The sequence below is a fragment of the Streptomyces polygonati genome (assembly GCF_042650325.1).
GTDB classification, from domain to species: domain Bacteria; phylum Actinomycetota; class Actinomycetes; order Streptomycetales; family Streptomycetaceae; genus Actinacidiphila; species Actinacidiphila polygonati.
In genome coordinates this window covers 76,297-97,172 of sequence record NZ_JBHSBB010000027.1, presented here as the reverse complement: position 1 = coordinate 97,172, position 20,876 = coordinate 76,297, and the positions used below count along the sequence as shown (strand labels likewise).

At 72.6% G+C, this 20,876-nt stretch carries 13 protein-coding genes; 3 read left to right on the top strand and 10 right to left on the bottom strand.

Translation table 11 applies throughout. The features are described from left to right. Positions 1-39: 39 nt before the first annotated feature. Positions 40-1,005 (bottom strand): UDP-glucose 4-epimerase GalE, encoded by a 966-nt coding sequence (gene galE / locus ACFO3J_RS28925; RefSeq protein WP_386435450.1) that lies wholly within the window; start codon positions 1,003-1,005, stop codon positions 40-42. 170 nt (positions 1,006-1,175) lie between these two features. Here galE and ACFO3J_RS28920 point away from each other — a divergent pair, with 170 nt between their 5' ends. Together ACFO3J_RS28920 and ACFO3J_RS28915 are read left to right on the top strand one after the other, a co-directional pair. Beyond that, entirely contained in the window at positions 1,176-4,073 is a 2,898-nt protein-coding gene (locus tag ACFO3J_RS28920) for a bifunctional glycosyltransferase/CDP-glycerol:glycerophosphate glycerophosphotransferase (RefSeq protein ID WP_386435447.1), read from the top strand. Further along, positions 4,070-5,236: a glycosyltransferase family 4 protein gene (locus ACFO3J_RS28915; RefSeq protein ID WP_386435444.1), complete on the top strand. Its 1,167-nt coding sequence runs from the start codon at positions 4,070-4,072 to the stop codon at positions 5,234-5,236. Before ACFO3J_RS28920 ends, ACFO3J_RS28915 begins: the two co-directional genes overlap by 4 nt. Positions 5,237-5,275: 39 nt before the next feature. On the opposite strand, the gene ACFO3J_RS28910 is transcribed toward ACFO3J_RS28915, so the two are convergent. From ACFO3J_RS28910 to ACFO3J_RS28870, 9 genes are all read right to left on the bottom strand, one after another. Continuing rightward, complete coding sequence (locus tag ACFO3J_RS28910) at positions 5,276-6,457, bottom strand: acyltransferase family protein (protein ID WP_386435441.1); 1,182 nt, start codon at positions 6,455-6,457, stop codon at positions 5,276-5,278. A gap of 244 nt (positions 6,458-6,701) precedes the next feature. Then, positions 6,702-8,285, bottom strand: coding sequence for a glycosyltransferase (locus ACFO3J_RS28905; protein WP_386435439.1), 1,584 nt, complete (start codon positions 8,283-8,285; stop codon positions 6,702-6,704). A 417-nt stretch (positions 8,286-8,702) separates the two neighbouring features. After that, entirely contained in the window at positions 8,703-10,145 is a 1,443-nt protein-coding gene (gene obgE, locus ACFO3J_RS28900) for a GTPase ObgE (RefSeq protein ID WP_386435437.1), read from the bottom strand. A 155-nt stretch (positions 10,146-10,300) separates the two neighbouring features. Then, a complete protein-coding gene (gene rpmA, locus ACFO3J_RS28895; protein ID WP_093742750.1) occupies positions 10,301-10,555 on the bottom strand; it encodes a 50S ribosomal protein L27 in 255 nt (84 codons plus the stop codon). A gap of 14 nt (positions 10,556-10,569) precedes the next feature. After that, positions 10,570-10,893: a 50S ribosomal protein L21 gene (gene rplU, locus ACFO3J_RS28890; RefSeq protein WP_386435434.1), complete on the bottom strand. Its 324-nt coding sequence runs from the start codon at positions 10,891-10,893 to the stop codon at positions 10,570-10,572. A gap of 268 nt (positions 10,894-11,161) precedes the next feature. Beyond that, on the bottom strand, positions 11,162-15,859 hold the full coding sequence (locus ACFO3J_RS28885) for an Rne/Rng family ribonuclease (RefSeq protein WP_386435431.1): 4,698 nt from the start codon (positions 15,857-15,859) through the stop codon (positions 11,162-11,164). 216 nt (positions 15,860-16,075) lie between these two features. Then, positions 16,076-16,912 carry a TIGR03936 family radical SAM-associated protein gene (locus ACFO3J_RS28880; protein ID WP_386435429.1) on the bottom strand — a complete coding sequence of 279 codons (837 nt, stop codon included), beginning with the start codon at positions 16,910-16,912 and terminating at the stop codon, positions 16,076-16,078. A gap of 491 nt (positions 16,913-17,403) precedes the next feature. Then, positions 17,404-17,946, bottom strand: coding sequence for a GNAT family N-acetyltransferase (locus ACFO3J_RS28875; protein ID WP_386435426.1), 543 nt, complete (start codon positions 17,944-17,946; stop codon positions 17,404-17,406). A gap of 73 nt (positions 17,947-18,019) precedes the next feature. Beyond that, the gene (locus tag ACFO3J_RS28870) at positions 18,020-19,474 is read right to left on the bottom strand and encodes an APC family permease (protein WP_386435423.1); all 1,455 of its coding nucleotides are present in this window, start codon (positions 19,472-19,474) and stop codon (positions 18,020-18,022) included. A 184-nt stretch (positions 19,475-19,658) separates the two neighbouring features. Between ACFO3J_RS28870 and ACFO3J_RS28865 the strand changes: the two genes are divergently transcribed. After that, positions 19,659-20,858, top strand: coding sequence for an ROK family protein (locus ACFO3J_RS28865; protein WP_386435420.1), 1,200 nt, complete (start codon positions 19,659-19,661; stop codon positions 20,856-20,858). Positions 20,859-20,876: the final 18 nt, after the last annotated feature.

The following is a 20,876-nucleotide window of genomic DNA, read 5'->3' as shown; positions in this document are numbered from 1 at the left end:
GCCCGGAGCACCGCGATCCGGCAAGGCCCGGCGCGGCGCCTAGTGCCGGTGGCGCCAGCCCTCCCACGCCGAGGCGACCATCTCCTCCAGGTCGTAGCGCGCGCTCCAGCCCAGCTCGTCGCCGATCAGCTCGGCGGAGGCCACTACGCGGGCCGGGTCGCCGGGGCGCCGGGCGACCATCTCGGGGGTGATGTCCAGCCGGCCGGTGACCTTGCGGATCATCTCGATCACCTCGGCCACCGAGACGCCCTCGCCGCGGCCGATGTTGAGGGTGAGCCGCGCCGACGGGTCGACGACCAGCCGGCGGGCGGCGGCCAGATGGGCGGAGGCCACGTCCGAGACGTGGATGTAGTCGCGGACGCAGGTGCCGTCCGGGGTCGGATAGTCGTCGCCGAAGACCAGCGGAGCCTGCCCGGCCTCGATGCGTTCGAAGACCATCGGGATCAGATTGAAGGCACCGGGGTCGCCCAGTTCGGGGGTGGCGGCGCCGGCCACGTTGAAGTAGCGCAGCGCGGCCGTGGCCATGCCGTACGCCCGGCCGGCCGCGTCGACCAGCCACTCGCCGGCCAGCTTGGTCTCGCCGTAGGGGCTCATCGGCAGGCGGGGGGTCCGCTCGGTGACCAGCTCGACGTCCGGCATGCCGTAGACCGACGCGGACGAGGAGAACAGGAAGCGCTCGACACCGGTGGCGTGGGACGCCTCCAGTACGGTCCGCAGGCCCTCGACGTTCTCCCGGTAGTAGTGGAGCGGGCGCTCCACCGACTCGCCGACCTGCTTCTTCGCGGCGATGTGCAGCACCCCGGTGATCTCGTGGCGGCGCATCACCGCGGTGACGAACGGCAGATCGAGCACCGTCCCCCGTTCCAGCGGTACGCCGTCGGGCAGCCGGGCAGGGTCCCCGGTGGACAGGTCGTCGAGCACGACGACCCGCTCGGCCGCGCCGACCAGCTCCTTCGCCACGTGTGAACCGATGTATCCCGCACCGCCGGTGATCAACCACGTCATGTCCGTCATGGTACCCAGCGCCGGAGGTGTTCCTTTCCTCTCCGGTTCCCTCGCACAGGACCGAACTTTTGAACGAAGCGTGACGGGACACTGAACAGTTGGTGACGTGCGTGGGATAGGATATGAAACTGCCGAAGACCGTGATTCCGACCAGAGGTGGCTGTTCAAGAATGACCAACGCGGCTGAGGAGATGCCCGGGACCACACCGGACATCAGCGTTGTCGTTATCGTGTACAACGACTCCGCGCGGCTGCCGACGGCTGTGCAGTCCGTTCTCGACCAGTCGCTGCGCAATATCGAGGTCATCATCGCCGACGACTGCTCGACGGATGATTCCTATGAGGTCGCCGAGCGGCTGCGGGCGGCCGATCCCGGCCGGGTGCGCGCGATCCGCCTGCCGGAGAACAGCGGCGGCTGCGGAGAACCCCGCAACCAGGGCATCAGGGCGGCGCGCGGGCGCTACGTGATGTTCCTGGACAGCGACGACATCCTGGAACGGCACGCCTGCCGCAATATGCTGGACGCGGCGGACCGCACCGGATCGGACCTCGTGTCGGGCAAGTGCGTACGGGTCCATGTCGACAACCGCAACAACAAGCGCGTCGAATGGTACCCGTGGCTGTACCGCGGCACCCGCACGATCGAGAGCATCGCGGAGTTGCCCGACCTCTTCGTCTTCGACACCCTTTCCACCAACAAGTGCTACCGCCGGGAATTCCTGATCGAGAACGGTCTCACCTTTCCTCGTGGAATTCATTACGAAGATCTGCTCTTCTCCGCGCAGGCCTATCTGGCGGCCGACCGCATCACTCTGATTCCGCAGACGGTCTACTACTGGAATGTGGTGGAGAAGACCGCGGCGAAATCCATCAGCAATCGGCGCCATGAGATCAACAACTTCGCGGACCGGCTGGAGATCCACCGCCGGGTGGACGCGGTCCTGAAGCGCCGCGGTCTGGACGAGCTGCGGCTGCACAAGGACGTCAAGTTCCTGAAGCACGACCTGGTGCTCTATCTGCGTGATCTGCCCTTCCTGGACGACGGCTACCGGCACCGCTTCGCCGAGATGGCCAACAGCTACACCCGGGACTTCCCGCACCAGGCCTTCGACGCGCTGGACCCGATCCACGCGATCTGCGCCTATCTGCTGCTCCAGGAGGACTGGCCGAATCTGATGCCGGCCATCGACACCCTGATCAACCGCAGGAAGGTGTCCTCGCCGCTGACCGAGCGGGACGGCCGGATCTACTGGTGCGCCGACCATCTTGAGGACCCGGCCGCCCGGGCCATACTGGATGTCACCGAACACGGCTACCACAGCATCCCGTTCGGCTCCCTGTCGCTGCGCGACGAGCTGACCGGCTACCGCGAGGACGCCTCGGGCGTGGTGCTGGACGGCCGGGTGGTCAATCCACTCGGCATCGTCGGGCCGACCGCGAAGCTGAGCGCCGAGCTGGAGTTCAAGGCCCGCCGCCGCAGTCTGCGCAGCTACCGGGTGCCGGTGCCGGAGCTGCGGCACGAGGGCGAGTTCATCAGCTGGCACGCCGAGGTGCCGCTGCGCAGGATGCTGCGCCCGCTGGGCGTCCTGGACGAGGTGTGGGACGTCCGGCTGCGGCTGACCGCCGACGGCAGGACGAGCACGGGCAAGATCACCGCGGGCAACACCGACCTGGAGGACGCCGGCGCGATCGTGGTGCGCCCGCTGCTCACCCGGGCCACCGCCGACCGCCTCAAGCCCGAGGTCTCCGCCAAGGGCCATCTGGCCTTCGTGCTCTCCCAGCACAGCAGGACCGCCCAGGTCGGCCGCGCGCTGCTGGACCGCAATCTGCAGGGCCCGCCGGCCCGCGCCGCCAAGTCGGCGCTGCGCAGGGCCCGCAACGCGCGCCGCCGCCTGGACTCCGGACCGGTCAAGATCCGGGGCTATCACCGGATGCTGCGGCTGCTCCCGGTCCGCAAGGGCACGGTCGTCTTCGAGAGCCACCTCGGCAAGCAGTACAGCGACAGCCCCCGGGCGATCTTCGAGGAGCTGCGCCGCCGCGGCGCCCCGGTGCACGCCATCTGGTCGCACGACGGCAAGACCCCCACCACGAACTTCCCCGAGGGCGTGGAGCTGGTCGAGCGCTGGTCGTGGCGGTATCTGCGGGCGCTGGCCCAGGCGGAGTTCTGGATCGACAACCAGGGCTACCCGCTGAAGCTCACCAAGCGGCCGGAGACCACCTACATCCAGACCTGGCACGGCTCGGCGCTGAAACGGATGGGCTTCGACGAGCCGAAGTACCGGATCATGTCCGAGGGCGACCAGCACGACTACCAGCGGGCGCTGGACCGCTTCGACCACTTCGTGGTCCGCTCCGAGCACGATGTGCGCACCCTGGCCCGCGCCTACCGACTGCCGCAGGACAAGCTGCTGCGCAGCGGCTATCCGCGCAACGACGCGCTGGTGCGCGGCAGGGACGCGGCCGAGCCGCCGCCCGAAGCGCGGGAGCTGGCCGAGGAGTTGAAGCTGCGGCCCGGGCTCCCGGTGGTGCTGTACGCGCCGACCTTCCGGGCCGCCGCCGACGGCAAGGTGCAGGCGTTCGAGGCGCCCTTCGACGTCGAGGCGTTCGCCGACCGGTTCGGGGACGACTTCACGCTGCTGGTGCGCTCGCACTATCTGAACAAGGTGACGCTGCCGCCGTCGGTGGCCGGCCGGCTGATCGACGTCACCGCGGTGCCCGACATCACCCCGCTGCTGCTGCTGGCCGACGCGCTGGTCACCGACTATTCCTCGGTGATGTTCGACTACGCGCTGCTGGGCCGGCCGATCGTCTTCTACGCCTACGACTGGGACGCGTACGCGCACGACATCCGCGGTACGTACTTCAACCTGCTGGAGGAGGCTCCCGGGCCGGTGGCGCGGACCCAGGAGGAGCTCTTCGCCACGCTGTCCGACCTCGACGCGGTGCGGGACAAGTACGGCGACCAGATCGGGGATTTCGTGGCCAGATACGGCGAGTACGACCGCGGCGACGCGGCGGCCCGGATCGCCGACCGCTTCTTCGGCCCGGCAGGGGGGACCACCCGATGACACAGCCCGTGGCGCGGCCCGCCGCCCGCGACATCCTCTTCGTCGCCAACGAGGTCAACGAACTCGGCGGGGTGGCCCGCTGGCAGGCCCAGATGGCCGGGCTGTTCGCGGCCCGCGGCCACCGGGTGACCGTGATCGGCATCGCGCCGCCGGAGGTCCCGATGGATCTGGGCGCCGACGCGCCGTTCGAGGCGGTGACCCTCTACGACGTCCGCCCGCCGGCCCGCTGGCGGCCGAAGTCGCTGCTGGCACGGGCCAATCCGGGCGCCCGCCGTCAGGAGTCGGCCCGGGAGAAGGGCGTTCGGCGCGCCACCGGGAGACTGTCCGAGCTGTTCCGGGCGGCCGGCCCCGGCGCGGTGATCATCGTCACCCAGGTGTGGGCGATGGAGTGGGTGGCGCTGGCGGACACCGCGGGGCACCCGGTGATCGGGATGAGCCACGAGTCCTACGAGTACTCACGGCAGTCCTCGCGCTTCCAGCGGGTGGAGAGGTACTACCGGGACGTGGACCGACTGGTGCTGCTGACCCAGGAGGACGCCGACCTGTGGGCGGGCCGCGGTCTGAACAACGTCGGCTCGATGCCGAACCCGCTGCCGATGATGCCCGAGGTGCCCTCGCCGCGCACCGAGAAGGTGGTGGCCAGCGTGGGCCGGCTCAGCCACCAGAAGGGCATCGACATGCTGCTCGACGCGTGGGCGGAGGCGGCCCCGCGGGTGCCCGGCTGGCGGCTGCGGATCACCGGCGCCGGCGAGCTGGAGGGCTCGCTGAAGCGGCAGTGCGCGGAACTCGGCCTGGACGACTCGGTGGAGTGGGCCGGGCAGACCGCCGACGTACCGGGGGCGCTGCGCGCCGCCTCGGTGTTCGTGCAGTCCTCCCGGGGGGAGGGCTTCCCGCTGGCGCTGCTGGAGGCGATGGCCTGCGGCCTGCCGTGCGTGGCCTTCGACTGCGCGCCGGGTGTGCACGAGATCATCGAGGACGGCGTGGACGGTCTGCTGGCCCGTCCCGGCAACACCTCCGAGCTGGCCCGCCAGCTGGTCCGGCTGATGAACGACGGCGAGGAGCGCGACCGGATGGGCGAGCTGGCCCGGCGCAGCGTCCAGCGCTACACCCCGGAGTCCATCGCGCGGCGCTGGGAGGACCTCTTCGCCTTCCTGGAGCGGTGAGGGCGGCGGTCGGGCGGGCCCGGCGTCCCGAGCCGGCGGCTAGCGGTTGGCCGGCTCGGGCAGCGGGTCCGCTTCGGAGCGGGGCGCGGGGAGCGACGCGGCGCCGGGCTCCGGCGCGGGTGGCAGCCACCGCTTCGGGGTGTGGCGGCGCATCCACCGCTCGGCCGGTTCCTCGACCCAGCGGAACATCAGCCAGGCCAGGACATTGGCGACCGCGCCCACCGCGAGCAGGGCGAACACCGCCCAGTCGTTGTCGGGCAGCCGGCCCCAGGAGTAGGTGGCGATCCGGCTGAGCGAGTGGTGGATCAGGTAGAAGCAGTACGACCAGGCGCCGAGCAGGACCAGCGGCCGGGTGTTGAGCACGCCGCGCAGCCCGCGGACCTCGCGCTGCACGAACGCCAGGATGATCAGCACCGACAGGATCGCGATGGCCTGCCGCTCGGTGTAGTCGATCTGCCGCGCCGCGCCGGGCGAGAACCGGGGCCGGCCCTGGTAGTAGAAGCCGACGTAGGCGGCCAGCAGCAGTACCGGGACCACCGGCCGCAGCGGCAGCCGCCAGCCGCGCCGGACGGCCAGCGCCACGGTCATGCCCAGCAGGAACTCCGGCAGGTAGACCAGCGGCAGCCGCATGATCCAGCTCGCCATGGCCGGGGTGGCGTGGGCGGCGGCGATCCAGTTGGTCAGCCACATCCCGGCCAGGCCGGCCACCGTGGCCACCGCCATCCAGCGGGTGCGGCAGCGCTGCGCGAGGCGCCCCAGCAGCGGGAAGAGCAGATAGAAGAGCAGCTCGACGCTGAGTGTCCAGGTGACCTCGTTGCCCGGCAGTGTCGGATAGACGTGCGGGAACCAGGTCTGGACGAGGAAGACCGACAGGATCAGGCTCGGCCAGTCGATGGTCAGGTGGGCCATGACGTAGTACGAGTAGATCGCCAGCGGCAGGGCGACCAGGTGGGCGGGCCAGATGCGGCCGATCCTCCGCCAGTAGAAGACACCCGGGTGCTCCCGCGGCTTGAAGACCCACATCATCAGGAAGCCGGAGAGCACGAAGAAGAAGGTGACGCCCTGCCCGCCGATCATCGAGTACGGGAAGATCGTCGGCACCCGGCCGAAGCCGGTCTGCTGGCCCGTTCCGGTGAAGTGGAAGGTGAAGACCGCGAAGGCGGCGAAGAAGCGCAGGCTGGTCAGCGAGTCCAGGCGCTTGGGAAGGGACGCCGGTGCCACCTCTGACCGTATGCCTGGTATCGCCATGGTTACGCAGTCAACCTTTTCGTAGCGTGACGGTCGGCGGAGTGCGATCGTCCGATGAACGGTAGGCCAACGCGGCCCCAACGGTCCAGAATGGGCCCCTTTGCTCTCCATATGCTGTGAAAGCGGGCAAATCCCGGGCGGAATCCCCCGGGATGCTCAGGGGAAGGCCAGCGGAACGCCAGCAGAAGGGAAAGGCCAGGGAAAGGCCAGCGGAAGGTCAGTGCCCCAGCATCCGCCGCAGCCGGCCGCCGGCCACCCGGCGCGCGCCCTGCACACCGTCGGCGACCCGCAGGATCAGCGCGCGGCCCGTGGTGATGTGCGTCTGCACCAGCAGCACCTGCCCGGTGGGCCGGACCACCGCGCCGCGCCTGGCCTCCTGGCCGTCGGCCGCCCGGACCTCGACCGGGGTGCGCTCGTCGGTCCCGGCGTAGCGGATCTCGGCGCGTACGTGCCAGATCGCCAGCCGGCCGCTGCGGGCGAGGTCGCCGGTGTTCAGCCGCAGCGCCGCCGTCCAGCCGTCCCCTTCCCGCACCAGCGGTGCCTCCACCGCGATGGCGGGCGTCGGACCGCCCCGCTCGGTCAGCTCCACCCGCAGCGCCACCGGGTGCAACGCGCCGAGCCGCCCGTACAGCTCGTGGACGCGCAGATCGAGCCGGGTGTGGGTGCCGGTGTGCACCCGGGCGTCGACCGTGACCGGCAGCCGCGACGTCCCCAGCTCGGCCAGCTCCGGCGGCGCGACCGTGCCGTACGGCGGGATCAGCCGCGGCGGGCGGGCGGCCAGCTCCACCAGCCGGCCGATCCCGGCCACCCCCGGCTCCGGCTGGTCGGCGCCGGGCGCGGTCAGCGCGCGCACCGTCCAGCGGGCGGGCACCGAGGCCAGGGCCACGCCCTCGCGGTCGAAGCCGCCCACGTAGTCGCGGGTGGCCCGCCACCACTGGCTGACATAGGCCGCGGAACGCTGCGGCAGCTCCCTGATGTACATGGGCAGGTCGTAGTCCAGGAACTTCGCCTGCGCCGCCTCGGCCAGGCTGTAGGCGCCCGCGTCCTGGAGGGTGTCCACCACGCCGCGGTGCGCGGCCACCCGGTGCCGCCAGTTGGAGATGTCGGCCCGGCGCAGCGAGATGGACAGCCGCACCGCCTGCCGTCTGACATTCCAGATGTAGACCGGCGCGTCGGTGAGGACGATCCGCGGCCGGGCCGCCCAGAGCCGGGCGACAAAGACGAAGTCCTCGTAGTGGAAGGCGCCGTCGGGGAAGGTCAGCTGGCGCTCGCGGAGGAAGGCGGTGCGGTAGAGCTTGTTGACCGACAGGGTGTCCCAGAGCAGTTCGGGATGCTCGGCGATGCCCTGCAGGACGCTGCCGGGCAGGGTGGCGCCGGCCGCCTTGTCGTAGATCTCCGGCGCCCAGACGGTCTCCCGGCCGCCGGGCAGCTCGCGGCGGACCGCCTTGCCGGCCACCACGTCCGCGCGGTGCTGCTCGGCGAGCGGCAGCAGGGCGTCGACGGTGCCGGGCGGCATGATGTCGTCGCTGTCGAGGAAGAGCAGATACGGGAAGGCGGCGGCGCCGATGCCGTCGTTGCGCGGGGTGCCGCAGCCGCCGCTGTTGGTGATGCGCGGCAGCAGCCGTACCCGGGGATCGTCGGCGAGCAGCGGGGCCAGCACGTGAGCGGTGTCGTCGGTGGAGCAGTCGTCGACGACGATGACCTCGCCGATCGCGTCGCCCTGGGCGAGGGCCGATGCGACGGCCGCGGTGACATGTTCGGCGTCGTTGTAGGTGATCACGACGACGCTGACGCGTGCCATCAAGGACCCTCGCTTCTGATCGGCTTTCAGGCACCCAAGCGTAGTATTTGCCGGTTTCGGTCGCTCACACCGGGGTTAACTCGCACGAGGGCGGGTTGGGACGATTTGCTGAACTTTCGCTGACCGGACCGTGCGCGGTCCGGCCACCGCGCGGGCCGTCCGCCGTCGACGAGAGCGCGTGCGGTCGGTGAGGGCGACCGTACGCCGCGTGTTCGCCCACGGGCCCGGAAAGTGATCTCGCGCGTCTGTCGATCGTAGTGCCCCGCCCCCGCGGAGAGGCGGTGATCGCACTGTTCGCCGCGCGGATCAGGCAGTGCCCGGGCACCGGTCGCGCCGACGGCGGCGAAAGCCGGACGGGCCCGCCGCGCGGGCCTTCCGGCCCGGCGCGACGAGCCCGCCACTCCCCCTGAGCGTCTGCTACTTGAAGGGGTCGAACCCGCGGTACTCCGCCAGGGACTCGTCGTGCGCCGCCTGCTTGTCCCGCCGGCGCATGGCGGCCGCACGCGGTGCGTCGAAGCGGTGGTCCTCGCCGCGGCGGCCGAGCATCTCGGCGCCGGCCGCGAGCGAGGGCTCCCAGTCGAAGACGACCGCGTCGTCCTCGGGGCCGATGGCGACGCCGTCGCCGGCGCGGGCGCCAGCCTTGAGCAGCGCGTCCTCGACGCCGAGGCGGGCCAGCCGGTCGGCGAGGTATCCGACGGCCTCGTCATTGGAGAAGTCGGTCTGGCGGATCCAGCGTTCGGGCTTCTCACCGCGGACGCGGTACAGATCGTCGCCCTCGTGCTCGACAGTGAAGCCGGCGTCGTCCACGGCCTGCGGGCGGATGACGACCCGGGTCGACTCCTGGACGGGCTGGGCGGCGCGGGTCTCGGCGACGATCTTCGCCAGCGCGAAGGACAGCTCCTTCAGTCCCGCGTGCGAGACCGCGGACACCTCGAAGACATCGTAGCCCCGCGCCTCCAGGTCGGGCTTGATCATCTCGGCGAGGTCCAGGCCGTCGGGCACATCGACCTTGTTGAGCACGATCAGCCGCGGCCGGTCCTCCAGCCCGGCGCCGTACGCCCGCAGTTCCGCCTCGATGACGTCGAGGTCGGTCAGCGGGTCGCGCTCGGACTCCAGCGTCGCGGTGTCCAGTACGTGCACCAGCACCGAGCAGCGCTCCACGTGCCGCAGGAACTCCAGGCCCAGGCCGCGCCCCTCGCTCGCGCCGGGGATCAGACCGGGCACGTCCGCGATGGTGTAGACGGTCGAGCCGGCGTTCACCACGCCGAGGTTGGGCACCAGGGTGGTGAACGGGTAGTCGGCGATCTTCGGCTTGGCCGCCGACAGCACCGAGATCAGCGAGGACTTGCCGGCGCTCGGGTAGCCCACCAGCGCCACATCGGCGACCGTCTTGAGCTCCAGCACCACATCCTGCGCCTGCCCCGGCACACCGAGCAGCGCGAAGCCGGGCGCCTTGCGCCGCGCCGAGGCCAGCGCCGCGTTGCCCAGCCCGCCGCGCCCGCCCTGTCCGGCGACATACGTCGTGCCCTGGCCGACCAGGTCCGCCAGCACATTGCCCCGCGCGTCCAGCACCACGGTGCCGTCCGGAACGGGCAGCACCAGGTCCGTACCGTCCTTGCCGGAGCGGTTGCCGCCCTCGCCGGGTTTGCCGTTGGTGGCCTTGCGGTGCGGACTGTGGTGGTACTCCAGCAGGGTGGTGACAGCCTGGTCGACCACCAGGATCACGTCACCGCCCCGGCCTCCGTTGCCGCCGTCGGGGCCGCCCAGCGGCTTGAACTTCTCCCGGTGCACGGAGGCGCAGCCGTGGCCCCCGCTACCCGCGGCGACATGCAGCTCGACGCGGTCCACGAAGGTGGTCATGGTTGCTTCCTCCAGATACATACGGGATGGTGCCGGATCACGCCCATCGTGCCGAGTTCGCACGGTGTAACACACCGAGGGCGGCCCCGCTTCCCGTTGCCAGGATGCGGGGTCCGCCCTCGGAGGTGGTGCTGTGTCGCTCTACGGCGCCTGGATCAGGCGGCCGGAACGATGTTCACGACGCGGCGACCGCGCTTCGTGCCGAACTCGACCGCACCCGCGGCGAGGGCGAAAAGCGTGTCGTCCTTGCCGATGCCGACGCCGGAACCCGGGTGGAAGTGGGTCCCGCGCTGACGCACGATGATCTCGCCCGCGTTGACGACCTGACCGCCGAAGCGCTTCACGCCGAGCATCTGGGCATTGGAGTCGCGACCGTTCCGAGTGGACGATGCGCCCTTCTTGTGTGCCATGTCTCCTCAGTCCCTTACTTCGTCGCGCCGGCGGGGATGCCGGTGATCTTCAGCGCCGTGTACTGCTGGCGGTGGCCCTGACGGCGCCGGTAACCGGTCTTGTTCTTGTAGCGCAGGATGTCGATCTTGACGCCCTTGTGGTGGTCCACAATCTCGGCCTCGACCTTGATCCCGGCCAGCACCCACGGGTCGCTGGTGACGGCGTCGCCGTCCACGACGAGCAGCGTCGAGAGCTCGACCGCGTCACCGACCTTGCCGGTGGGAATCTTGTCAACCTCGACGATGTCGCCGATGGCCACCTTGTGCTGGCGGCCACCACTACGCACGATCGCGTACACGCGGAACTCACTCTCTCGCTCGGTTCGGGCCCCTGATGCCAGCCGTCCCGATACCGCGAGGGGGGCCTCTTCCGGCTGCCGCGGGGGCCGCCGGGAGGAATGTGCTCAGGGGAAAAGGCGCAGAAACGCCGAAGGTCAAGACTACGGAGTGCCCTCGGCCGGGTCAAATTCACCCGGGTTCCCGGGGTTCGGGGGTTCCGGCTTCTCCGGGCCCCGCGTCGCCGCGGGCGGATGGGGGCGGTCCGCTCCCCCACCCGCCCGCCTTCGGCTACTCCCCGGCGGACGACGGAGAAGAGGCGGACGACGAGGAGGACGAGGAAGACGAGGAAGGCGCCTTCTTCGTCGTGGTCTTCTTCGCCGTCGTCGTCTTCTTGGCGGCCGCCTTCTTGGTGGCCACCTTCTTCGCGGTCTTCTTCGCCGCCGCCTTGCGCGGCGCCCGCTTCTTGGGCTCGGCGGCCTCCGCGGACTCGCCGGCCCCGGCCGACGCCGCGTCGCCCTCGGCCTGACGCTCCACCGCGGCCGGCGGGGCGGTGACGACCACCGTCGCGGCGTCCTCGTCCGTACCCGCGGCGCCGGCCGGAGCCGTCGCCTTGCGGGTGGCCCGGCGGCGGGTACGGGCCGGGGGCTCGGCGGAGACCTCGGGCTCGGGCTGCGCCACCGGCTCGGCCTGCGCCTCGGGGGCGACGACCGTCACCGGCTCCGGGGACACGACCACGATCGCCGCGTCCTGCGCCGAGGCCGGTGAACCGGCCGGGGCGGTCGCCTTGCGGGTGGCCCGGCGCCGGGTACGCGTCGGGGGCTCGGTGGAGACCTCCGGCACCTCCGCCGCGGTCACCTCGGCGTCCGGCTCGACCTCCGGCTCGCTGACCGGTACGACGACCACGGCCGGCTCCGGCTCGCGGTCGGCGGCCGGCGGCGCGCCCGCCGGAGCGGTGGCCTTGCGGGAGCCCCGGCGCCGGCTGCGGCCCCGGGGGCCGGCCGCTGCCGCCGCCTCGGCGGCGCTGCCGAACCACTCCTCCTCCGGGTCGCCCACCGCGGGCACCAGGTCGGACTCGCCGACCTCGATCGGCTCCAACTCGGGCAGCTCGTCGGCCTCTTCGGTGCCCTCGACACCTTCAGCGCCCTCGGCTTCGAGTTCCGCCTCGGCCTCCGCGCCCAGCAGGTGCTCGTGCTCGTGCGCCTCGTCCGCGCCGGTGCCGGTCCCGCGCCCGCCGCGCCGCTTGCGCTTGCCGCCGCCACCGACGGTCGTCGCCTGGTCCATGTGGACGATGACGCCGCGGCCGTTGCAGTGCACGCAGGTCTCGGAGAACGCCTCCAGCAGGCCCTGGCCGACCCGCTTGCGGGTCATCTGCACCAGCCCGAGCGAGGTGACCTCGGCCACCTGGTGCTTGGTCCGGTCCCGGCCCAGGCACTCCAGCAGCCGGCGCATCACCAGGTCGCGGTTGGACTCCAGCACCATGTCGATGAAGTCGATCACCACGATGCCGCCGAGGTCCCGCAGCCGCAGCTGCCGGACGATCTCCTCGGCCGCCTCCAGGTTGTTGCGGGTGACGGTCTCCTCCAGGTTGCCGCCCTGGCCGGTGAACTTGCCGGTGTTGACGTCGACCACGACCATGGCCTCGGTCTTGTCGATCACCAGCGAACCGCCGGACGGCAGCCACACCTTGCGGTCCAGCGCCTTGAGCAGCTGCTCGTCGATGCGGAAGGTCGCGAAGACGTCGGCCTCCGACGTCCAGCGCGAGAGCCGGTCGACCAGGTCGGGCGCGACATGCGAGACGTAGTCGTGGATCGTCGCCCACGCCTCGTCACCGCTGACGATGACCTTGGTGAAGTCCTCGTTGAAGATGTCCCGGACCACCCGCACGGTCATGTCGGGCTCGCCGTAGAGCAGCGTGGGCGAGTTCGCGCTGCCGCCGCCCTTGGCCTTCTTCTGGATCTCTTCCCACTGGCCCTGCAGCCGCTCGACATCGCGGCGCAGCTCGTCCTCGCTGGCGCCCTCGGCGGCGGTGCGCACGATGACGCCCGCGTCCTCGGGGACGATCTTCTTCAGGATCGTCTTCAGCCGGGCCCGCTCGGTGTCGGGCAGCTTGCGGCTGATGCCGGTCATCGAGCCCTCGGGCACGTAGACCAGATAGCGGCCGGGCAGCGAGACCTGGCTGGTCAGGCGGGCGCCCTTGTGACCGATCGGGTCCTTGGTGACCTGCACCAGCACCGACTGGCCGGACTTGAGCGCGGACTCGATACGCCGCGGGCCGCCGGAGTGGCCCAGCGCCTCGAAGTTGACCTCACCGGCGTACAGCACCGCGTTGCGGCCCTTGCCGATGTCGACGAACGCGGCCTCCATGGACGGCAGCACGTTCTGGACCTTGCCCAGGTAGACGTTGCCGACGTAGGAGGTCGCCTGCTCCTTGTTGACGTAGTGCTCCACGAGGACGTCGTCCTCCAGCACGCCGATCTGCGTCCGGTCGCCGTTCTGCCGGACCACCATGACGCGCTCGACGGCCTCGCGGCGGGCCAGGAACTCGGCCTCGGTGATGATCGGCACCCGGCGGCGGCCCTGCTCGCGGCCCTCGCGGCGGCGCTGCTTCTTGGCCTCCAGGCGGGTGGAGCCCTTGATGGACTGCACCTCGTCGGCGCCGGTACCGCCTTCGTAGCGCTGGCGCGGCTCACGCACCTTCACGACGGTGCGCTCCGGGTCGTCGGCGATACCGCCGCCGTCCTCCGCGGCCGCGTCCGAGCCACGACGGCGACGACGGCGACGACGGCGGCTGGAGCTGGAACCGCCCTGCTCGTCGTCCCGCTCCTCGCCGGCCTCGTCCTGCTCCTCGTCGGCCTGCTCGTCCTCGTCCTCGACGGCTCCGGTGGCGGCCGTCTCGTCGTCCTGGTCCTGCTCGTGCTCGGCGGAGTCACCGCGGCGACGGCGGCGGCCACCGCGGCGGCGGCGCCGCGACGGGCGCTCCTCGCCGTCGGCCTCGGCCTCTTCCTCCGGCTCGCCCTCGGCGTCCTCCACCTCGGGCTCGTCGGCGACGGTCGTCACCTCGGCGACCGGCTCGCCCGCACCGCCGCGGCGGCGACGGCGACGGCGCGGGGTCCGGCCCTCGGGCTCCTCCTCGGGCTCGTCCTCGGCGGTGTCCTCCGCCTCTTCGACGACCTCGGCCTGCGGGGCCAGGACCACCACACCGGGGGCCTGGAAGACCGGCGGCTGGAAGACGGCCACCGCGGGCCGTGCGGCACGCCGCCGGCCGCGTCCGCGCGACTCCTCGTCCTCGGGGGCGCGCACCTCGATCGTGATGGAGCCGAGGTCCACGCCGAAGGCCTCCGCCACGGCGGCGGCGGCCTCGGCGGCGGCGTCCTCGACGGTCTCGCCGTAGCCGCGGATCTCGTAGGCGTCCTCGACCTCGACGCCCCATCCGTCGCCGTCGCGGAACGCCTTGCCGGCGTACGAGCTGGCGATGTCGGTGTCCCCGCTCCGTCCGGCGTCCTGGGCGCGCTCGTCGGCCTGGTCCTGGGGGGCGAGGGCTCCGGGCCGCAGCCTGCGCGAGCCCTCCCCGGCGGAGAAGGTCGGAACCGTGTTGGGCTTCTGGCCGCGCCGCCGGTTGCGGCCGCCGGTGTCGCCCTCGGCGGCGGCGTTGCGGCCGCCGGCGGTCCGGCCGGTCGGGGGCTGTGCCTGGTGCGGTGTCTGGGGCTGTGCCCGCGCCGGTGCCTTCGCCGGGGCGGCGGGCGCGGCCGGCGGTGTGCTCTCGGCGGCGGGGGCCGCGGCCGGGGCCGCTTCCTTGCGGGTGGCACGGCGGCGGGCGCGGGGCGGGGCCGCGTCTGCGGTCCCGGTCTCGGCGGCGGTTTCCGCGGCGGGCTCGGCGGCCACGGGCTCGGCGGCCGCCGCTGAGCGGTCCTCGGTCACGGCCTCGGCGGGCGCACCGGCCGGGGCGGTCGCCTTGCGGGTGGCACGGCGGCGGGCGCGGGGCGGGGCGGCCTCTTCCGTGACGGCCGCGCTGTCGGCTTCGGCGGCCGGGGTGGCGGCCTCGGCGGGCGTGGCGACCACCGTCTCGGCGGGGGTGGCGGCCTCGGCGGGCGCACCGGCCGGGGCGGTCGCCTTGCGCGTGGCACGGCGGCGGGGACGGGCGGGGGCGGCGTCGGCGGCGGCCTCGGGCGTCTCGGCGGGCGTTTCCGCCGGGGGCTGGGCGGCCGCGGTGTCCTCGGCGGCGGGCGCCTCGGCAGGCGCGGCCGACTGGCGCGTCGCCCGGCGCCGGGCGCGGGTGGGTGCGGCGGGCTCCGGGGTGCCGACCTGCTCGGCGGCGGACCCTTCGGCGGGTTCGGCGACCGGGGTGCTCTCGGCCTCGGCGGGCGCGGCCGCCGGAGCGGTGGCCTTACGGGTCGCACGGCGGCGGGGCTGGGCCGGAGCCGCTTCCTCGGTGCTCCCGCCGGTCTCGGCGGCGCCACTGTCGGCGGCGGTCCCGGCGTCCGCGGCGGTGGTTCCGGCGTCCGCGGCGGTGGTTCCGGCGTCCGCGGCGGTGGTTCCGGCGTCCGCGGCGGCGGTCTTGCGGGTGGCGCGGCGCCGGGCACGCGGGGCTTCCTCGGCGGCGGCCTCCGCGCTCTCGGCGGGCGCGGCGGCTTCGGCCTCGGGCTGCGCGGCGGAGGCCGCGGTCTTACGGGTCCGGCGGGTGCGCGCCGGAGCCGGCTCCGGCGCTTCGGCGGCGCCGTCGATGACGGCGGCCTCGGCCGCGGTGGCGGCGCTCTTCCGGGTGGCGCGGCGGCGCGGCGCGGCGGGGGCCGCGTCGGAGGCGTCCGTACCGCTCTCGGTGGCCGCGCTCTCGGCGGCGGCTGCCGTGTCCTCGCCCACCGGGGGTCCGGCGGGGCGGGAGGCGGCGCGACGGCGGCGGCGCGGGGCCGCCGACTCGTCGGCGGGGGTTGTCGGGTCCGGGTTCGTACCGGACGTACCGGGCGTAGTGGGATCGGTCTGTTCGGGCATTCGGGCATTGCTCCCGTCATGCTCCCGGGCGCCGCGTCCTGTTCGGGGCCGGCGGCCGCTTGGATCGCGGGGCCGGCCTCCGGGGCGCGGGCGCCGCACGGGAGCTGCTGTGTCGCTCATCGGCCCACCCGCAGGGGGCCGACGAAAGTCTCATGTGGTCTACGGCGCCGGACCCGGGTGGCTCCCTGGTGCGTCGGCGACGCGTCGACGCCGTACTTACGCGGAACCGGCCGGTACCGCCACAGCGTCGCGATCTGGCGCGAGCGGGTCGGTGACCGTACCGGACCCCTCATCGAGCGGTCCCTGCGCCAGCCTGGTCACCGCTGCGGGGACCGGCGGCGCGAGGTCGGCCGTCGACTGGAGGCCGGAGAGTACGTCGTCGGGCCGTACGGCAGGTGTCAGATGCCGTACAACCAGCCGCAGTATCGCACAGGCACCGTGCTGCGGCCTATCGGCACCCTCTTGGGCCGCGTTCGTGTTCGCGCTTGTCCTGGTGTGCTGGTCGTTCGAGTCGTTCACGTCATGCGGGTGGTGCGGGGCGTTCGGGTCGGCGGCGTCCGTGTCCACCACCTCGAGCCGCGTGACGGCGGCCCGACAGTCGAACGTACGGACGCCGTTCTTCGTGCCGCGCTGTACTTCCACGGTCTCCGCGGCGAGGAAGACGGCGACCGCCCGCCGGGCCTCCTCAGGTGTCACGCCGTCCAGCCGCAGCTGCCAGACGGATGCCTCAAGTCGTTCGGCCAGGCCGGAGGTGTGCGCCTCGACCGCGTCGATGATGTCGAGCCCGGTGGGCAGCGACTCGTCGAGCAGCAGCCGCAGCTGCTCCGGGTCACGGGTCCGGGCCAGCCCGATCTCCAGATACTCCGCCTCGCTGCCGACCCCGGTGGGGGCGGCGTTCGCGTAGGACACCTTGGGGTGCGGGGTGAAGCCGGCCGAGTACGCCATCGGCACCTCGGCGCGGCGCAGCGCCCGCTCGAAAGCGCGCTGGAAGTCGCGGTGGCTGGTGAACCGGAGGCGGCCGCGCTTGGTGTAGCGCAGGCGGATGCGCTGCACCGTGGGTGCCGGCGGCGGGCCTTCGGGCTGTCGCTTGCCCAGTGTCGTTCAGTCCCTCGTTGTCTTCGTGAACCCGGTCTTCATGAACCCGGTCTTCGTATGCCTGCTCTTCGTATGCCTGGTCTGCCTGCGGTTGTCCGCGGTACGACCACCCGCGCGCACCTGTGTGCGTCCGCGTGCCGTCTACCCACGTGACCGCGTGTACCAACATGACTGCGTGTGCCTGCGTTGCGTTCCCGGGCGCGCGCCGGTCACCCGCGCGCTCGGTGTCGGGCGGCCTCGGAGGGCCGCGAGTTTCAGGTACGGGACGGCACCGGCCCGCCGGGCCGGCTCGTCCCTTCACACCCAAGGTTACGCCGCGTGGCCCCACACGCATGCCGCCCGCCCGCCGCCCTGTGGACAACCGCCGGCCGCGCCCGGCGCGAGGGAGCGGCCGGGGGGCCGGGACCAGCCGGAAGCGCGGCGGAGACAGCGCGAGGGCGGCGCGGCATCTACGGCGCGGTCGGCACCCAGTAGCGCAGCTTCCCGCCCCGGGTGTCCTCGTAGACGCCGCCGCAGGCCTCGATCACCTTGCGGGAGGCGACATTGGTGGTGTCGCAGGTGATCAGCGCCTCGTCGATGCCCAGCGCGGCGGTGGGGGCCAAGGCGGCGCGCAGCATCGCGGTGGCGTGGCCGCGGCGGCGGGCCGAGGGCCGCATGTCGTAGCCGATGTGGCCGCCGTACTCGCGCAGGAAGTCGTTGAGGCGGTGCCGGATCGCGATCCGGCCGAGCATCTCGTCGCCCTCGGCCCACCACAGGTTGGTGCACGGCACCCGCCCGTCGGTCCGCGGCCGGTCCGGGTCCCCGTCGGCGAGCAGCGCGGCCACGTACTCCGCGAAGACCGCCGGGTCCTGCCAGCGGTGCGACCACAGCCGCAGGTCGCGGCCGACCATCGATTCGTCCGCCACGTCGCCCCGCCCCTCGGCGGTGAACTCGGCCATTACGGCCAGGAAGGAGGCGTGGACGCGGACATCGGGTGCGATGAGCTGCGGCATCGCCTCAGTCTGCCGGACCGCCGCCGGGCGGGGCCAACGGATTACCACTACCGTCCGCGGCCCCGCCCGGAGTTCAGACCGCGACCGGCTCGGCGTCCGGGTCGGCCCCGGTCAGATACTCCTCGGAGATCTCCTTGGGGCCGAACGGCCACACCTTCTCGTAGTTCGACCAGAGCGCGAACGCGACCACGCCCAGCACGACCCACAGCAGTGACCACTCGATCGGGTGACGGCCGGGTGAATTCTTGTCCGCGTAGCCGTAGATGACGATCCAGCCGATCAGCGCGACGATCCCCGGCACCGGATACAGCCACATCCGGTAGGGCCTGCGCAGCCCCGGCTGGCGGCGGCGCAGCACCCCGACGGCGAGGATCTGGGCCAGTGCCTGCACGATCACCATCACCGTGGTCAGCAGCTGGATCAGCGTCTGCAGGTCGGTGTGCCGCCCGATCAGGAAGCCGGCCGCGGTGATCACGCCCATCGCGGCCAGCCCCCAGACCGGGAAGCGGTGCCGCGGGTGCAGCCGGCCGAAGGGCCGGAAGAAGACACGTTCGCGCGCCGCGTCGAAGGGCACCCGGGAGCCGCCGAGCAGCCCGGTGAAGACGGAGGCGAAGGCCGTGATCAGGATGAGTACGGTCACCGTGTCGGCGGCGCCCTTGCCCCAGGTCTTCTCCAGCACGGCGGAGGCGACGGAGCTGGCGGCGATGTCGTGCGGGTCGGTCATCCGGTGCCAGTCGATGACGCCGAGGGTGCCGATCTGCAGCATCAGGTAGATCGCCATGATGCCGAGGATCGAGTAGATGATCGAGCGCGGCAGCACCCGGCCCGGCTGCTTGATCTCGGCGCCCATGTAGGCGGTGGTGTTGTAGCCGAGGTAGTCGTAGATACCGATGGTCAGACCGCCGGCGAAGCCGGTCCAGAAGTGGCTGGTGGTCAGCGCGAAGGCGTGCGCGGGATAGGTGAAGGCCAGGTGCCCGGAGAAGTCGGTGGCGGCCGCGACGATCACCAGCAGCACCGAGAGGATCATCACCGCCCACATCACGGCGGTGATCCTCGCTATGTGCTCGATGCCGCGCCACAGCAGCCCGATCACGACGGCGATGACGGCCAGTCCGATCAGATCCCCGGTGGTCCGCCCCATGTGCGGGGCGAGATAGCCGAGGTACTGCACGAAGCCGACCACTCCGGTGGACATGATCAGCGGGATGAACAGCATCGCCGTCCAGACGAACAGAAACGGCATCAGCTTGCCGCTGCGGTACTGGAAGGCCTGCCGCAGATAGACGTAGCTGCCGCCGCTGCCGGGCATGGCGGCGCCGAGTTCGGCCCACACCAGGCCGTCGGCGAGGGCGAGCAGCGCGCCGGCGACGAAGCCGATGACGGCCTGCGGGCCGCCGAACGCGCCCACCATCAGCGGGATGGTGACGAAGGGTCCGATGCCGCACATCTGGCTCATGTTGATGGCGGTGGCCTGGAACAGGCCGATCCGGCGGACGAAGCCGCCGGCGGGCGGTGAGCTTCCGGACATGGGGGCTCCCTGGGCGAGTAGGGGTTCTCCGGTGGTCGTGCGGTCGCGGACCCGGGGTGCCTGCCCGGGATCGAGGCGTTCAAGTTAAGTTCCCTTACTAACGAGGTCAAGGGGTACGGCTCCGGACGTGGTCAAGAGCCACCGCCTCGGTCCGCCCGGGTCCCGAATGCGTGAGAATGCCTTCATGACCAGCAGCGACCGCGGCTCCGAGCGACCTCCTGCGGAGCAGCCCCCCGCGCCCCGGGAGCAGCCCTGGAATCAGCAGCGGCTGCGCAGCTCCAATGAACGCCTGCTGCTGGAGCGGCTCCGGGCCGCCCCCGCGTCCCGGGCCCAACTCGCCCGCGAGACCGGCCTGTCCAAGCCCACCGTGTCCAGCGCGCTGGCCGCGCTGGAAGCGGCCGGCCTGGTCCGCGAGGCCGGCCACCACACCCCCGAGCGCGGTCGCGCCGCCGTGCTCTACTCCCCCGACCCGTCCGCCGGTCACGCCCTCGGTGTCGACATCGGCCGCGGCTGGCTGCGGGTCGCGCTGGCCGATCTCGACGGTGCGATCGTGGCGCGCAGCGACGTACGCAACCGGGCGCGGACGTCCGGCGCGATGGCCGACCTGGTGGTGGCCACGGCCCACGGCGTCGTCGCGGACGCCGGGGTGACCGCGTCGCAGGTGGCGCACGCGGTGGTCGGCACGCCGGGCGTCTACGATCCGGCCGCCCGCCGGGTCCGCTACGCCCTGCACCTGCCCGGCTGGGGCCGGGCCGGCCTCTTCGACCGGATGCGCGACGAACTCGGCGTCCCGCTCGCCGTGCACAACGACGCCAACCTCGCCGCCCTCGGCGAGTACACCTTCGGCATCGGCGCCGGCAGCCGGCTCTTCGTCTACGTGATGATCGGCACCGGCCTCGGCATGGGCATCGTCGCCGACGGCCGCCCCTTCACCGGCGCGGGCGGCGCGGCCGGCGAGATCGGCTTCCTGCCCTGGCCCGGGCGCGAACCCGGCACGCTGGAGGACGCGGTGTCCGCCGAGGCGGTGGTCCGCGCCGCCCGCGCGCTGGGGATGACGGGGCCGCTGACCGCCAAGTCCGTCTTCGCCTCGGCCCGGGCCGGCGCCCCCGCGGCGGTGGCCGCCGTCCGCCAGGAGGGCGAGCGCCTGGCCCACACCGTCGCGGCCGTCGCGGCCGTCCTCGACCCCGACCTCGTCGTGCTGGGCGGCGGTGTCGGCCACAGCGCCGACCTGCTGCTGGAGACGGTCACCGAGACCTTGCGCCGGCTGACTCCGCTGCGCCCGCGCATCACGTCCAGCGCGCTGGGCGAGGACGCCGTCCTGCTGGGCGCCGTCGCCACGGCGCTGACCACGGCCCGCGACGTGGTGTTCGCCCAGCGGGGGTAGCAGGGACGCCCCGGCCCG